The organism is Micromonospora sp. NPDC049171, assembly GCF_040648275.1.
Classification (GTDB): domain Bacteria; phylum Actinomycetota; class Actinomycetes; order Mycobacteriales; family Micromonosporaceae; genus Micromonospora.
In genome coordinates this window covers 49,700-63,456 of sequence record NZ_JBEZDJ010000004.1, presented here as the reverse complement: position 1 = coordinate 63,456, position 13,757 = coordinate 49,700, and the positions used below count along the sequence as shown (strand labels likewise).

13 protein-coding genes and 1 tRNA gene are annotated in these 13,757 nt (G+C 64.7%); 4 read left to right on the top strand and 10 right to left on the bottom strand.

Going from position 1 to position 13,757, the window contains the following annotated elements:
• Positions 1 to 140 precede the first annotated feature (140 nt).
• The 3 genes from AB0B14_RS06585 to AB0B14_RS06575 all read right to left on the bottom strand — a co-directional run bounded on the left by AB0B14_RS06585 (position 141) and on the right by AB0B14_RS06575 (position 1,014).
• Positions 141 to 386, bottom strand: a complete 246-nt coding sequence (locus tag AB0B14_RS06585) for a precorrin-4 C11-methyltransferase (protein ID WP_357521722.1) — start codon at positions 384 to 386, stop codon at positions 141 to 143.
• A gap of 91 nt (positions 387 to 477) precedes the next feature.
• Positions 478 to 813, bottom strand: coding sequence for a hypothetical protein (locus AB0B14_RS06580; RefSeq protein WP_357521720.1), 336 nt, complete (start codon positions 811 to 813; stop codon positions 478 to 480).
• Positions 814 to 888: 75 nt separating this feature from the next.
• Positions 889 to 1,014, bottom strand: a complete 126-nt coding sequence (locus AB0B14_RS06575; RefSeq protein WP_357521718.1) for a hypothetical protein — start codon at positions 1,012 to 1,014, stop codon at positions 889 to 891.
• A gap of 351 nt (positions 1,015 to 1,365) precedes the next feature.
• Between AB0B14_RS06575 and AB0B14_RS06570 the strand changes: the two genes are divergently transcribed.
• From AB0B14_RS06570 to AB0B14_RS06560, 3 genes are all read left to right on the top strand, one after another.
• Positions 1,366 to 1,770: a GntR family transcriptional regulator gene (locus AB0B14_RS06570; protein ID WP_357521717.1), complete on the top strand. Its 405-nt coding sequence runs from the start codon at positions 1,366 to 1,368 to the stop codon at positions 1,768 to 1,770.
• A 211-nt stretch (positions 1,771 to 1,981) separates the two neighbouring features.
• A complete protein-coding gene (locus AB0B14_RS06565; protein ID WP_357521715.1) occupies positions 1,982 to 3,304 on the top strand; it encodes a serine/threonine-protein kinase in 1,323 nt (440 codons plus the stop codon).
• Positions 3,305 to 3,387: 83 nt separating this feature from the next.
• Positions 3,388 to 4,719 carry a DNA methyltransferase gene (locus AB0B14_RS06560; protein ID WP_357521713.1) on the top strand — a complete coding sequence of 444 codons (1,332 nt, stop codon included), beginning with the start codon at positions 3,388 to 3,390 and terminating at the stop codon, positions 4,717 to 4,719.
• Here AB0B14_RS06560 and AB0B14_RS06555 read toward each other — a convergent pair.
• The 4 genes from AB0B14_RS06555 to AB0B14_RS06540 form a co-directional block, all read right to left on the bottom strand.
• The gene (locus tag AB0B14_RS06555; RefSeq protein WP_357521711.1) at positions 4,716 to 5,732 is read right to left on the bottom strand and encodes a hypothetical protein; all 1,017 of its coding nucleotides are present in this window, start codon (positions 5,730 to 5,732) and stop codon (positions 4,716 to 4,718) included. The genes AB0B14_RS06560 and AB0B14_RS06555 overlap by 4 nt on opposite strands.
• The gene (locus AB0B14_RS06550; RefSeq protein ID WP_357521709.1) at positions 5,729 to 8,107 is read right to left on the bottom strand and encodes a hypothetical protein; all 2,379 of its coding nucleotides are present in this window, start codon (positions 8,105 to 8,107) and stop codon (positions 5,729 to 5,731) included. Before AB0B14_RS06550 ends, AB0B14_RS06555 begins: the two co-directional genes overlap by 4 nt.
• Positions 8,091 to 8,324, bottom strand: a complete 234-nt coding sequence (locus tag AB0B14_RS06545; RefSeq protein ID WP_357521707.1) for a hypothetical protein — start codon at positions 8,322 to 8,324, stop codon at positions 8,091 to 8,093. Before AB0B14_RS06545 ends, AB0B14_RS06550 begins: the two co-directional genes overlap by 17 nt.
• 620 nt (positions 8,325 to 8,944) lie before the next feature.
• A tRNA-Tyr gene (locus tag AB0B14_RS06540) sits at positions 8,945 to 9,028 on the bottom strand.
• A 147-nt stretch (positions 9,029 to 9,175) separates the two neighbouring features.
• Here AB0B14_RS06540 and AB0B14_RS06535 point away from each other — a divergent pair.
• Positions 9,176 to 9,670 carry a YajQ family cyclic di-GMP-binding protein gene (locus AB0B14_RS06535; protein WP_357079380.1) on the top strand — a complete coding sequence of 165 codons (495 nt, stop codon included), beginning with the start codon at positions 9,176 to 9,178 and terminating at the stop codon, positions 9,668 to 9,670.
• A 180-nt stretch (positions 9,671 to 9,850) separates the two neighbouring features.
• Here AB0B14_RS06535 and AB0B14_RS06530 read toward each other — a convergent pair whose 3' ends face one another.
• From AB0B14_RS06530 to AB0B14_RS06520, 3 genes are all read right to left on the bottom strand, one after another.
• Positions 9,851 to 11,110, bottom strand: coding sequence for an MFS transporter (locus tag AB0B14_RS06530; RefSeq protein WP_357521705.1), 1,260 nt, complete (start codon positions 11,108 to 11,110; stop codon positions 9,851 to 9,853).
• 119 nt (positions 11,111 to 11,229) lie between these two features.
• On the bottom strand, positions 11,230 to 12,105 hold the full coding sequence (gene htpX, locus AB0B14_RS06525; protein ID WP_357079374.1) for a zinc metalloprotease HtpX: 876 nt from the start codon (positions 12,103 to 12,105) through the stop codon (positions 11,230 to 11,232).
• 111 nt (positions 12,106 to 12,216) lie between these two features.
• Entirely contained in the window at positions 12,217 to 13,719 is a 1,503-nt protein-coding gene (locus AB0B14_RS06520; protein WP_357521703.1) for a proton-conducting transporter membrane subunit, read from the bottom strand.
• Positions 13,720 to 13,757 lie beyond the last annotated feature (38 nt).

The following is a 13,757-nucleotide window of genomic DNA, read 5'->3' as shown; positions in this document are numbered from 1 at the left end:
TAGACGTTCCAACGTCTGCCAGGTGGTCCCGCCGGCGGGCCGCTCGGGAACCGGCGGTACGGCTACCGCTGCTCGCGGCGACCGCCCAGGACGCGGGCCAGCAGTACGAGGAACGGCTACGCCCCGACGTCTGTTGGCGTTCACCGTCTCCCTCCCGCTCGCTTATCCCCATCAGCGGCAGTCAGCATCTCCAGGCGCGCATGCGTCAACTCATCGATGAGCCGATCCACCTGCGTCGGCGACAGGAGTACTGTCTGCGTCGCCCCGTACCGGGTCGCGTCGAGCTTCACCGCCAGGTCGCGGCGGGCGAACCGGTCAACGAGCAGTTGGACGGTCACCCAACCGGTCCGCTCCCGCCCGATCGTGGCGAGGAAGCCGCGGTGCATCGGGTCGTTCGCTCCGCAGCCCCGACACCAGACCGGGCACACGACTGGCGGAGCCGATGACATCGGCTGGCCCTCCGTGATCGGAACGCCCTCACTCATCGCCGGCCCGCGGCTGCGCGAGCACCTGCTTCACCAGGCCGCTCAGTTGCTCGGCCAGATCGACCGCCTGCGACAACGACAGCTCAGCCCAGGCGTTCCCGCCCCGGCACGTCACGTGAACACCGACCATGGCACCACCCAGAGCCTCAGCACTGATGAGGTACGAGGCGACGAGCCCAGCGGCCCGACTCTCGCCGACCCTTTGCATCGAGCTGCGATGGCGGCGGGCCATGTGCGACATCACCGGCGGCACCAGGTAGCCGCAGCGATCCGGGGCACACCAGTCCGGGTGGCTCGTCACGGCGGCCGGCTTGTTCGTACGACTCATCGCGGCCACCGCCCGTCGTTGCCTCGGTAAAGCTGAGCCCGCGTCATCAGGGGTACGGAGCGGAGCGCAGGCAGTTCACGGGTGGCGCCCGTCGACCACCGCGGCGAGGAGGTTGCAGAAGCCGCGCGAGGACTCGGCGCAACGTTGCTGGTAACACTCCGGGCAGATGGGCGTCTCGGAGACCACCAGGACGAGAACCACCGGTACCGACGATGAGAGCCGGACATCGCACCTCCACAGGTAGACGGGGGCCGGTGGCCAGCCGCGGGGGAATGCGGCCGGCCACCGGCCCGGATGAAGGCACGGCACACCGTCCGACGCCGGACGGGGTCGGGTATCGCCGAGCCAACTTGTACGCGCGGCTACCGCAACCGGTCCGACAGGACGCCGCGCATCAAGTGCGGCCAGGGCCGGCGCGAGGCCACCCCTGACACGAGCCGTCACCCCAGCCGCACACCAGGAAACGTATCTACAAGTGGACGAGTTGTCTAGACGTCGAAACAGGTCACTTGGTTGGCACTTGGTAAGACAAGTGCCAGGTACGGTGAGCGGGTGCCCACCCCGCACTACGGACAGCCCCGCTACCGCGCCATCGCCGGTGAGTTAAGAGGTCTCATCGAGACCGGCGTCTTTTCACCTGGCTCGCTGCTACCCGCCGAAAGCGCTCTGGCAACAGAACTCCAGGCAAGCCGAGGCACCATCCGCCAGGCAATTGCGGTACTTCGGCAAGAAGGCCTGGTAGCCACCGAGCACGGCAGGGGCACCTGCGTTACTGCCGGCATCAACGCACAGAGAGAGCAGGACGCACAGGAACGGGAAGTCCGCGCCGACCGACATCTAGCCGAGTTGTTCGGCATCGAGGTCGGAACGGTGCTGATCGAGCGGGAGACCGTCCTGCATAGTTCTAGTCAGGTTAAAAAGGTTATACGGACTTATCGCCTGCGACCCGCGCCGTGAGAGTTTCCGTTTAGATCTCTCCTGCCGGCCAGAAGAGCAGGCCTCCTATAGCACCAAAACTGAGACGCGCTCACGGACACTCGGAGGTGCAGTGGACTTCCCACCCCAGGCACCCGGCGACGCATCCCCTCCCACCCATATGCCCGTTTAACCTCTATTGCCCAGATAACAGGGTCTAGTTCCGGTGCCATCCCACTTCTAAGCTGATGCCATGGCGGCAGACGAGGCGAGTGTGGAACCGAACAAGCACTACCGCCTCGACCCTCGGCCCCGCGGACGCGGAAGCTTCTCCGAAGTGGTCCGGGCTGTGCATAGGTCAGAAGGGACCGAAGTGGCTCTCAAGCGGGCCAAGGCGATCCCAGAAGCAAGAAATCGCATCAAGAGAGAAATCGACGCACAAAAGGAGCTGGCACACCCCAACATCATGCCCATCCTGGATCACGATCCGGGCTACCGTTGGTACGCTATGCCGTTAGCGGAGAAAACACTCTATGAAGCTAGAGAAGAATTAGAGGAGGAAGACTTCGCTTCCATCCTGTCAGATCTGGCAGATGCCCTTGACGTCGCACATCGCCAGAAGTTGATCCACCGAGATATCTCACCTAGCAATATTCTCGGGCTGCCCGGCGGCAGTTCTGGACGCCTCCGATGGGTGGTCGCTGATTGGGGGATGGTTAGAGTCTCACCTGATTTGGCGTCCCGAGCGCTGACACGACCAGGCCAGCGTATGGGGACCCCTGGTTTCGACGCCCCCGAGCTAGACGTAGACCCTAGTCAGGCAACGGAGGCAGTAGACGTCTACAGTCTGGGCCGAGTAGCGGCCTGGTTCCTGACTGGCCACGATCCACGGAGCGGTGTCCGTCTTCTACCCGATGGAGAGCTGCTTCATTGGCGGCCTTTCGTAAGGGCGTGCACCGAGCAGGACCTCGACCAAAGAGTTCCTAACATGCCGGCCTTACGGGGGCTACTCAAGCAAGTGTTCGACCACCGGGACGATCCAGTGCCAGAACGAGCATCCCGGCTACTTGAAGGGCTATTGCTTGGGGACGATGAGAGCTTAGCGGGACTAATATCGCTGGCTCAAAGCTTCCGAGAGGACGCCACGATCTTCTTGGATTGCCTTGCCCAAATTCCAAGCACCAGAGTCCGGTCCTGGGCCTCGGCCGAGCCAGACCAGGCCGCGTCCTTGGCTCTCGCGATGGCTACACACCTTCTTCGGAGCCCTTGGGAGGATCGCGACATCTCGTATGCGGCAACGCCGCTCACGTTCACTCTCACCATCCTGCGGTCGCTGGTTGAAGCGCGGCATTTGGGGCTAGCTCAGGACGTAGTGGGCCCGTACTGCGACGCAGACACGCACTGGGCTCAGGGATCTCAGCGGTCGCGCACCCTTGAGTGGCTTGCCGATCTGGACGAGACTGCTGCTGCAAGCATCTACCCCGAGCTGGCTCGACGCCCAGCTGCCCTGGAGTACTACAGCGAGCCCGGCTGGCGGCCCAGGAGCGCAGCACTACGCAGCCTGCTTGGCTCATGAACTGGACGGCCGCCCCGCCGTGGCGCTGGAGGCCAACACCGTGGTGGAATGTTCCGGTGCCAACTCAGGATGCCCTACCCACTATGACCGATATGTCCTCTCTGCATGCCAAGGAGCCGATCGTCGGCGCAGGGTTGCCGATGGAACCCGGATCGGGCAGGGGGCGAAGTCATGGAACGAGCAGCAACGAGGCATTCGACCGCTGGTTTCGATACCCGGCCGGGTTCGCCTCCGACTACGTATCGCTGCTCTTGACGGAACTCAACATCGACAAGGGAAACTTAGTCGTCGACCCATTCGCCGGATCTGGAGTTACGGGGACGTCCGCTCGGAGGATGAACTACTCCTTCTTCGGCATCGAGGCCCACCCCGCCATCGCTGAGCTCGCTGCACTGAAGCTCCAAGCATCACCCGGCGACACCTCAAAGCTCATTCGCGCCGCGGAACATCTCGTGGGCCTCGCCGAAAGCACCGCTGGTTCTGCGGCCAGCCTTCTTGACAACGAGGCGGAGCTAACGCTGAAGTGCTTTAAACCCGACGTGCTAGCCCGCCTAGTGGCCCTCCGCGACCTAATCTCCAACGGCGAGGCGGAAAGCTGGAAGAGCTACGCAAAGTGGGCCCTTCTAGGCACGCTTAGAGATGTAGCAGCCGTACGCGTTGGCTGGCCGTATCAGAACCCGACAAAGGCCAAGAAGGCCAGGTTTACCGATCCCCTCACACGGTTTCGCCAACGCATCGAGTGGATGGCGGCTGATCTGCGTAGCGTGGGTTCCCAGTCAAGCAGTTCCACTCTGCATGTAGTCCACGGAGATTCGACTGACAGTGGCTCTTGGGCTAGCTTGGGGCAGGGTGCCGCACATGGGTGCGTCTCGTCGCCGCCCTATCTTAATAATTTTGACTACGCCGATGCCACTCGCTTGGAGATGTATTTTTGGGGTGAGATTGGGAGCTGGGCTGAAATGTGCAGAACTGTTCGTTCCAGCATGCTCACGGCAACCACGCAACAGAGCAGCGTAGGAGCCGCCGCCTCCGCGAGTAGGACCCTTCAGGAATACGGCGACGTCGCAAAGAGGATCAATGAACTGCGCGACGAGCTTCAGGAGGAACGAACTCAGCGGAAACGGGGAAAGGAATACGACCGCGTTCTTCCAGATTACTTTGCGGCCATTGGCAAAGTACTCCGGAACCTTTCCAATGCATTAGCGCCAGGAGCACCGGTAGTTTGGCTCGTTGGCGATAGCGCCCCCTATGGCGTCTATGTAGACACCCCAGGCATTATCGCCGACCTCGCCGCCTCCGTTGGCCTTAAGCTGGAAGACGATCGCCCGCTGCGCCGGAGGGGACAGCGCTGGGCAAAAAACGCGACGCGTCACCAGGTGGAGCTTTCTGAACGCCTTCTCCTGCTCCGCCGCTAGGTCTCCAGCTCAGTCGATGTACCGTCTCCAATTTGGCTCCGTCGAAAGCTTGTCAGTAAGCTCGCCCGGAGATCCCGGGTGTCGGCTGGACGCTCAAATACCATCGACTGGTGCGCGAGGTGATCCGAGCTAGCCCGGAATGAGATTACCAGTTGATCAAAGGCGATGGCCAGTTTCTTCTCTGTCAGCGCTGGTCTACGACTAAGATCGCGGGCAATGAATTCGATAACATCCATTCGAAAGCTTGCTGGGATGTACAGCAACACCTCTCGGCCAACCTTCGTTGCAGCCAATTTAGGCGCGAGGCGACGCTTAGCTTCGCTCAGACCATAACCACCCTTCAAGCGCTGCTCATTCAATGAGCGGCGCCGACTTCCGGTGACCGTCTCTGCGAAACGCTCGGCTCCTGCAAACACGGCGGAGTTCACAGGTGAGTTCGGCTCTGGTTGTATCACCGCTCGCTCCGTCGAATCGGAGCGATTAACCAACAAGGCTAGGACCACACCTACCGCAATTGCTTGCATCACCTCCTTGCCTCGGCCCGTCCGCAGGTCGATTACCTGATTGAGCTTCGCCAACGTCCATGAGCGGTAAACCTCTAACGCTCTGTGCTCTGCTTCTGCAACCCTGGAAGGAGAAATCACAACGAAAGAGTCCGAATTGACCTCATTGTCAAGGATGTCAATCAGCAGCCGACCTTCGACTCCGATAAGAAGATTGCCCTCACCGCTATCGACCACGGCAGGAGACCCGAGCTTGCCAAGCCTTCGCTTGGTATTGGCTGGTGTCGGCGGCAATTGCGCAAGCCGCTCGCGAAGCGACTGCCCTCTAGTTAAGGGGTCAAAGAACTTCTTACAGCTGGCAAGGTCAGCGGCGAGGTCCCCGACGTTAACCCCATAGGTCATCCGCCACAAGTTTCGCAACTCGCCCAGCAGAGTTTTCGCTTCTGTCTCGGATAGCACAGTCGTAACGCCGAAGACTCGACGCGAGGTCTCGAGGTTAGAATTTGTCATGCCGTGAAGACTTCCGCGATGTAGCCACGCTGTCTGAGCTCTTTGACCTGTGCCTGTACCGCCGCGTCTCCGCCACTAGTAGGAGGCAGCGTTTCCAAGGGCAGAATCACGACGACCTGATCGTAAATCTGACGCTGACCACGCTCTTCCAGATACACGGCAAGGTCGTACATCTTACTTGCATCCAAGTATGCACTGAACTCGTCCAATGCGATTAGACGGTTCGCAGCGCGCTGCTCTTCGCGTTCCAATTGCGCTAGCTGCGCGTGCGTGTACGCGAACGCCTGCTGGCCGCTCGAAAATCCGGATAGCGGTCGACTTTCTTCGTCGCCGTCCGCGATCCAATGGACTCTCATGTCACGCCAGTCAAGCCACAAATTTCCTGCTCCAGGGAACAGGGACGTTCGAATCACCGGATCGTTAAACCAGCTCCCAACCTCGCCCGCCAACCAGAGGCGTGCTGCCCTGTCCCAAGGAGTCGGGCTCTCGATTTCCGCCTGCGGACGCCCTAAGTCGCTGTGCAGCCGGTTCAAGGCAGCACCGACTCCTTGTACGGCGGTGAACTGATCGCGCAGCCTGTTGCGTGCCTTCTCCAAAAGCGAGGTCAATCTCTCCAAATCCCTAGCCTGTTCGAGGACTCCTCGAGAATTAATACTCTGTACTTCGGGAATCGATTCCCGAAGCCACCGGCAGCCGTCGCTATTACTGATCGCATCGACCACTTCGGAGACTTGGCGGCTGCGTTCGTGGAGAACCCGTCTCGTTCGGTCAACACTCTGAAGCGCTTGGGCGTGCCGGCGTGTAAGTTCATCGAGTTCAGAACGGGCCCGCTCTCGTCGTCCGCGGATACGAGCGGCATCGACTCCTGCCTGCTTACACAGCCGTAGAAGCTCTGCCGCCAGCGCTTCCTCGGTCATGCCACCGCCTAGGAGCTCCCGCGCGTGTTGGTGCCGTGCATAGGCAGCCTGGACTGTCCGGCTTTGCTGATCGAGCTCCTTTCGGGTTCGAATCAGGTCTTCAACGGTCCGAGCCGCCTGAGCGGGTAGGGCCTCTGACGTTTCGCGAAGGCGCTTCTCGGCTCGCAAGAAGCTGGCGTTAGCTTGCTGCACCTCGGCTAACTTTTGCGATGCTTGGAATACCGCATCTAGACGCGCGCGCACCTGCTCGATCTCCGCCGCCAACGCCAATGCGTCACCTGACGGAGTTCTCTCTTGCAGCTTCTCTGCCTGCTTACGGCATGCCGCGCGCAGTGCCGATACCGACCAACCCTCTCGCCCCTCACCTCCGTCTAGCAGAGTGGTCTGGCCGAGCTCATGTTGCTCTGCGTCGGCCAGCCGGTCTGCTAGATCCACTAGAAGCGCAACGAGCATCGGTGTGGCATGAATTTGAGGCATTTGCTCAAGCAGTTCGTTGAGCCTTCCTCCCAATTCCTTCTGCTTCTCAGCGATTATTTTCTCGTCAGGTTCAACGTCCGCGGCTGCCGTTAGCCTCTCCAGTTCGGCAGTCACCTCGCGAAGTGCTTTATCCTGCCGAACGAGATTATTTCTTGCGAGCTCAAACTTGTGCTCGGCCTGTTCATTGAGGTGCTGACGGCTGCTTGCCTGCGTAATCTGCTCATCGAGCCGCTGGGACCGGAGCTCCAAATCCTCAAGCTCCACCTTAAGCCGGTTTAGCTTCTCATCCATCTCGGAACCCTGCCCACGCACCTGCTCAAGTCGATCCAGAACGCCGGATGCCTGATCAAGGAGGTCGGTCTTTCTACGCAGATCGCCAAGCCGTTTATCGATATCTTCGGTGAGCTTCGACGCCTCCTCTGCGGCCGTCGCTTCCGTCTGAAGTTGAGACGGCACGCACTGCATGATGAGTTTCTGCACCCCGTCGATTGCAAAGTCGACTTCTTGTTGGCGTTTGGCGCCAGGCTGGTTCAGCCAGTCCGCGAGGTTGTGCCTTGCTTTATCGACTCGTTTGGCGAGGACGGTCAATGGCGTCTCTGCTGCATTGATGTGATGAACGCTTAACAGCGCGCGGATGTCTGATTGATTGGCGGTGCGGCCGTTGACCCGGACCTGGCCTATGAGGTCCCCGAGAGGTTCAGGACGGTCTGGCCACTGACCCGGCTCTAGACTCCACTCAATCGACCGTGCGTCGTGGAGTTCGGTGACCGATACTCGCGCCCCACTAAGTTGCTCTCGAAAGCTTCGCCAGTCCTGGTTATTTCCCTCGAAGGGTTGCCCGCCTGCACAGAGGCTTAACAGCTTGATTGCGGTTGTCTTACCGATGCCGTTGTAACCTTCAATCTTGCACAACGGTATATCGGGGATCTCGTCGATAATTCGTAGACCCCGGCGAGACTCAGCCTCAATCCTGATCAGCACTGTGAACCAGCCTTTCGGTTACGGCGCGGAGGTCGAACGGCTCCTCGGCGAGGTCTCGAAGAAGGCCAAGATCGATGGCCACCTTGGCCACAAGTGGATCCTGAATTGTGTCATTCTCTGACCCGAGTGCTCCAACGATTTCGCTTACGACTTCCAGCATCTGCTTGCCGCGGTCAACCACCAAGACGCTCCCGTCGAAGAAGACCGAACTTCTCATTCTTATCCAGGACCCCGTCGGCGATCAAGACAGCGTCCCCTTTGTGACCGATGAAGGCGATTCACGCAACCTCTGCACGAAGCCTCTGCCGGTGTGGGTGACGGGTACATACTGCCGATTCCGTCTGTTCTTGATCAAGGCGCCACGCTCCGCGCGTCGCGGGCGGTGAGCCGGCCGGCGGCAAGCCGCCCCGGCCGCCTTCGGCGCCGGGGCGGAGAGCCACCGACTACCGCCGGACCGCCGCCCCGAACTCCACTGATCCAGACACAGGACGACCACGGCCAGGCGGCACGGAAGCCAACAGGTCGGACTGATCGAGGGCCAGGGCTTCCGACTGCCGCGCCAGTCCAACCCCAGGACTGGCTTGCCCCGGGCTACCTCCAAGGCCGGGTAAGCCCCATGGCAGCCTCAGCCGGTCGCTCCAGGTGCAGTCGCGCCGGGTCGACAACTCCCCGGAGCGCGGGCGTTCGCAGCCCAGAGGAGCCTTCAGAGAGCAAGATCGACCTGCCCACCATCTGCCCACAACCAGCCGTCACAGGCTGGACTCAGCCAGACTCGGCTAGATCAACGACAACGGCCCCCGATCAGCATCTCTGCTGGTCAGGGGCCGTGTCTGCACCTGGTGGCGGGTAGAGGATTCGAACCTCTGAAGCTTTCGCGACGGATTTACAGTCCGCTCCCATTGGCCGCTCGGGCAACCCGCCAGGGCACCCCACCGCGTCGCAACGCGGCAGCGGAAGCAAGGATAGCGGCTCCCCCCGGTGCCGGCGCAACCGGGTACGGTCAGGGGGTCGTGCCGCTGGTCGGCGGCCGACGGCAGGCCCAGACCGCCGGACAGCAGGAGCAGAAACATGGCAGCGAACCCGTCGTTCGACATCGTGAGCAAGGTTGACCGTCAAGAGGTCGACAACGCCCTCCGGCAGGCGGTTAAGGAGCTCGCGACTCGGTTCGACTTCCGCGGCACCGGAGCGGAGATCTCCTGGTCCGGCGAGGAGGCGATCGGCCTTCAGGCGGAGACCGAGGAGCGCGTGCGCGCCGCACTGGACGTGTTCAAGGAGAAGCTCGTCAAGCGGAACATCTCGCTGAAGGCGCTGGACGCTGGCGAGCCGCGCCCGTCCGGCAAGATTTTCAAGATTGACTGCAAGGTTGTCCAGGGCATCGAGCCCGACAAGGCCAAGGCCATCAGCAAGAAGATCCGCGACGAGGGCCCCAAGGGCGTGCAGGCGCAGATCCAGGGCGAGCAGCTGCGGGTCACCGGCAAGAAGAGGGACGACCTTCAGGCGGTCATCTCGCTGCTCAAGGGCGAGGACTTCGGCGTCGCCCTGCAGTTCGACAACTACCGGTAGAGGCTCCGGCCGCCGCGCACAGAGTGTGATCCACTCGGGTTCCTTGATATCGGGGCATCTTCGCGCCCGCGACAGCCCGACTTCAAGAAACCCGAGTGGATCAAGCGCAACCGGACCAGGCCCGACCCCGCTTGGCAAGCCCGACCGGAGGCCAGGCCAACCGCAGGCCAGGCCGACGGGTCAGGCGGGGACGAGGTCTTCGGCGCGTACCGCTGTGGTTTCGGCGCGGGCGATGGGCCCGGCGGGTAGGGCCGCGACCCCGGCCCCGACGGCGATGGCCGCCCCGGCGAACAGGAACGCCCACCGGACGCCGCCGGCGTGGTCCACGATCAGGCCGGCCACCGCGCCGCCGGCGGCGCTCGCCGCTACCGCGACGGTGACCACCCAGGTGTATGCCTCGTTCAGCATGCCGGTGGGGGCGATCCGGCCGACCAGGGTGTTCTCCAGGGTCAGCGCGGGCGCGATGGTGGCTCCACCGAAGATCAGGGCGACGCCCAGCGCCAGCGGGGTGGGCATCACCGCGAACACGGCGAAGGTGCCGGCGAGCGCGCCGAGCAGGAGGGCGAACTGTCGGGTCATGTTCGTGGCCGGCTTGCGGACGCCGAACCAGAACCCGCCGATGGCGCTGCCGATGCCCCAGACTGCCAGGAGGAGGCCGGCGAGGCTTTCCGGGTCGTCGGTGGTGTGGCCGCTCGCGAACGCCGGGACGGTCACCCCGGCGGCGCCGAAGGCGATGCCCAGGCCGGCCACGCAGATCAGCAGGGCCGGGAAGCCGGCGACCCGCAGTGGGCCGAGACCTCGGGCGTGGTGTTCGCGCGGGTGTGGACGCCAGCCGCGCATCACCCGGCCGAGGGCGACCGCGGTGGTGCCGACCAGGGTGACCACCGCCGCACCGATCAGCGCGGCTGCCGCGTCGGCGACCAGCATGAACCCGGCGACGAGCAGTGGGCCGAGCACGAAGACGATTTCGAACAGCGAGGTCTCGGCGGCGAGCGCGGTGTTGCGCAGTGCGTACCGGCCGGAGGCGGGGTCGGTCAGTTCGTTCCAGGCGCCACGGATGGCGGCGGTGAGCGGCGGGTACGTGGCGCCGGCCACGCCCGCGGTGAGGTAGATGACGGGGAGCGCGTCGTCGCCCGAACGGCTGGCCAGCAGCAGGCCGATGAGCGCCAGCGGGTGAGCCACGGCGGTGACCAGCAGGACGGGGCTCGGGCCGACCCGGTCGGCGATCCGCCCGGCCACCGGGCTGAGGGCGGCGCCGGCGACGGCGTAGATGCCGCCGGCGATGGCTGCCAGCGCGTAGCGCCCGGTCACCTGCTCGACCACCAGGAGCAGCGCCAGCGGGGTCATGCCGATGCCGAGCCGCCCGATGATGCCGGTGATCAGCAGCATGGGCGCGCCGGGGATCCGCCAGACACCCAGGTACTGACGCAGCGCGGTCACCGTGAACCTCCCGAGGGTGTAATGAGCGTGAGCCGTTACGACCCTAACGCCACCGTCCAGTCGGTATACAAAGCTCCGCCCGTACCGCGCGGGTACGGGCGGAGCGGTGGATCAGTGGATCAGCGTTGGAACTGCACCGGCCCCGAGTTGCGGGCCATCTGCTCCAGCCGGGCGACGCGGTCCTCCATCTTCGGGTGGGTGGAGAAGAGCGCGGCCATGCCGCCGCCCCGGAACGGGTTGGCGATCATGAGGTGGGCGGTGCTGGTGAGCTGGCCCTGAGCCGGCAACGGCCGACGGCTGGCCACCGCGTCGATCTTGCGGAGCGCGCTCGCCAGGGCCAGCGGGTCACGGCTCAACTCGGCCCCCGAGGCGTCCGCCTGGAACTCGCGGCTCCGGCTGATCGCCAACTGGATCACCGTGGCCGCGATCGGGCCCAGGATCAGGGTGAGCAGCAGCACTGCCGGGTTCGGTCGGTCCTCGTCGTCCCCGCCGCCCAGCGGGATGAAGAACGCGAGGTTCGCCAGCAGGGTGATGATGCTGGCCAGACCGGCCGCCACGCTGGAGATCAGGATGTCCCGGTTGTAGACGTGCGACAGCTCGTGCCCGATCACCCCGCGCAGCTCGCGGTAGTCGAGGATCTCGGTGATGCCCTGGGTGACGCAGACCGCCGCGTGCTGCGGGTTACGGCCCGTGGCGAACGCGTTGGGCTGCGCGGTCGGGCTCACGTAGAGCCGCGGCATCGGCTGCCGGGCGTCGGTCGCCAACTCCCGCACCATCCGGTACAACTCGGGGAACTGTGCCTCGGTGACCGGTTGCGCACCCATCGAGCGCAGTGCGAGCTTGTCGGAGTAGAAGTAGGTGACGCCGTTCATGACAAGTGAGATGAGGACGGCGATGACCAGGCCGCCACTGCCACCGAACCCGTAGCCCACCGCGAGAATCAGCGCGGAGAGCAGGCCGAGCAGTGCGGCGGTCTTCAGACGGTTGTGGTGCACGATCTCTCCTTCGGTGCACGGATCGCCGGGATCCGCTGACCGGTGCAACAACCCGGTACCCGCCAACCATCCGTCTCAACGCTGAGAGTTCACTGAGACTGGATTCGCAGGTCAGCGCCCGGCCAGGTCGAGCACCAACTGCGGGGCGAGGCCCAGGACCACGGCGGCCACCGTCGCCACCGCCAGCACCACGGCCACCACACCCACCAGGGGTACGGCAGCCGCACCGTCACCGGCTGACGCCGCGGCCGGGCCCGGCGTCGTCGTCACCGGTGCCCAGAGCGCGGCGGTCACCCACAGGTAGTACGCCAGCCCGATCACCGCGTTCAGCGCCACCACCAGCGCCAGCCAGGCCGCCCCGCCGTCCAGCAACGCCCGCACCACCGTCACCTTGGCGAACAGGCCGGCCAGCCCTGGCGGCAGACCGGCCAGACCCACCAATGCGAGACCGAGCGCGGCGGCCCGCCACGGGTGCCGGCGGGCCGCCCCGCGCAGGTCGTCGAGCGTGCCGCCGTCCGCACCGGCCGGGCGTAGCGCGGTCACCCCGGCGAACGCGGCCAACTCCAACACCACGAAGAAGACGGCGTACGCCACGGCGGCGGCGTACGCGGCGGCGCGTGCCTCGTCGGTGCGGCCGGCGGCCAGCGCCAACGCGCCCAGCGGGGCGAGGATGTAGCCGGCCTGCGCGACGGACGACCAGGCCAGCAGCCGGACGGTCCGCCGCTGGCGCAGCGCGACCAGGTTGCCGACGGTCATGGTGAGCACCGCGAGCAGGGCGAGCACCGGGCCGGTCTGCTCGGCCGGCAGCGCCCGCTGCACCACGGCGAGCAGCGCGATCAGGCCACCCAGTTTCGACGCCGTGGACAGGTACGCGGCCACCGGCAGCGGCGCCCCGTCGTAGGTGGCCGGCGCCCAGGCGTGGAACGGCACCGCCGCCACCTTGAAGGCCAACCCGACAAGCAGCAGCGCGACCGCGGCGGTGGTCAGCGGCAGGTCCCGCAACTCCGACCGTTCGGCGAGCAGTGCACCGAGCCGATCCAGGTGCAACCCGCCGGTCACCGCGTACAGCAGCGCCGCGCCGAGCAGCGTGACGGTGGTCGCGACCACGCTGACCACGAAGAAGGTGAGTGCCGCCTCGGCGCTGGCGAGGCTGCCGCGACGCAGGCCGACGAGCACGTACAGCGGCAGGGTCAGCGTCTCCAGGGCGACGATCAGCGTGATCAGGTCGCCGGCCGCGCCGAGCACCACGCCACCGGTCATCGAGCAGGCCAACAGGAAGCAGTACTCCCCCACCGGCGACCGCCCCGCCCGCAGCGCCGGCCCGGACAGCCCGAGCACACCCAGGGTGAGCAGCGCCACCACCGCGCCGACGAGCGCGGCCCGGCCGCCGAAGATCCAGGAGCAGTCGGCGCCGACACAGAACGTCCGCCGCTCCCCGGCCGCGCCGACCAGGACGGCACCGACGGCGGTGCCGAACGCGCCCAGCGCGGCCACCGCGATGGTGGCCCGAGGCCGGGCCACCAGCAGATCGGTGATGAGCACGAGTACGGCGGTGCCGGCGGCCAGGTAGGCCGGCAGCAGCGCGACGCTGTCCACGCTCTGCACGACGTTCATCTGAGCCCGCCTTCGTTCGCGACTGCGGGACTCCGCTT

What these genes read in the sequence shown, in the direction of transcription:
- AB0B14_RS06555 (WP_357521711.1), bottom strand. Translation starts at nt 5,732, where the DNA reads ATGACAAATTCTAACCTCGAGACCTCGCGTCGAGTCTTCGGCGTTACG.
- AB0B14_RS06565 (WP_357521715.1), top strand. Translation starts at nt 1,982, where the DNA reads ATGGCGGCAGACGAGGCGAGTGTGGAACCGAACAAGCACTACCGCCTC.
- AB0B14_RS06580 (WP_357521720.1), bottom strand. Translation starts at nt 813, where the DNA reads ATGAGTCGTACGAACAAGCCGGCCGCCGTGACGAGCCACCCGGACTGG.
- AB0B14_RS06585 (WP_357521722.1), bottom strand. Translation starts at nt 386, where the DNA reads ATGCACCGCGGCTTCCTCGCCACGATCGGGCGGGAGCGGACCGGTTGG.
- AB0B14_RS06560 (WP_357521713.1), top strand. Translation starts at nt 3,388, where the DNA reads ATGACCGATATGTCCTCTCTGCATGCCAAGGAGCCGATCGTCGGCGCA.
- AB0B14_RS06520 (WP_357521703.1), bottom strand. Translation starts at nt 13,719, where the DNA reads ATGAACGTCGTGCAGAGCGTGGACAGCGTCGCGCTGCTGCCGGCCTAC.
- AB0B14_RS06535 (WP_357079380.1), top strand. Translation starts at nt 9,176, where the DNA reads ATGGCAGCGAACCCGTCGTTCGACATCGTGAGCAAGGTTGACCGTCAA.
- AB0B14_RS06545 (WP_357521707.1), bottom strand. Translation starts at nt 8,324, where the DNA reads ATGAGAAGTTCGGTCTTCTTCGACGGGAGCGTCTTGGTGGTTGACCGC.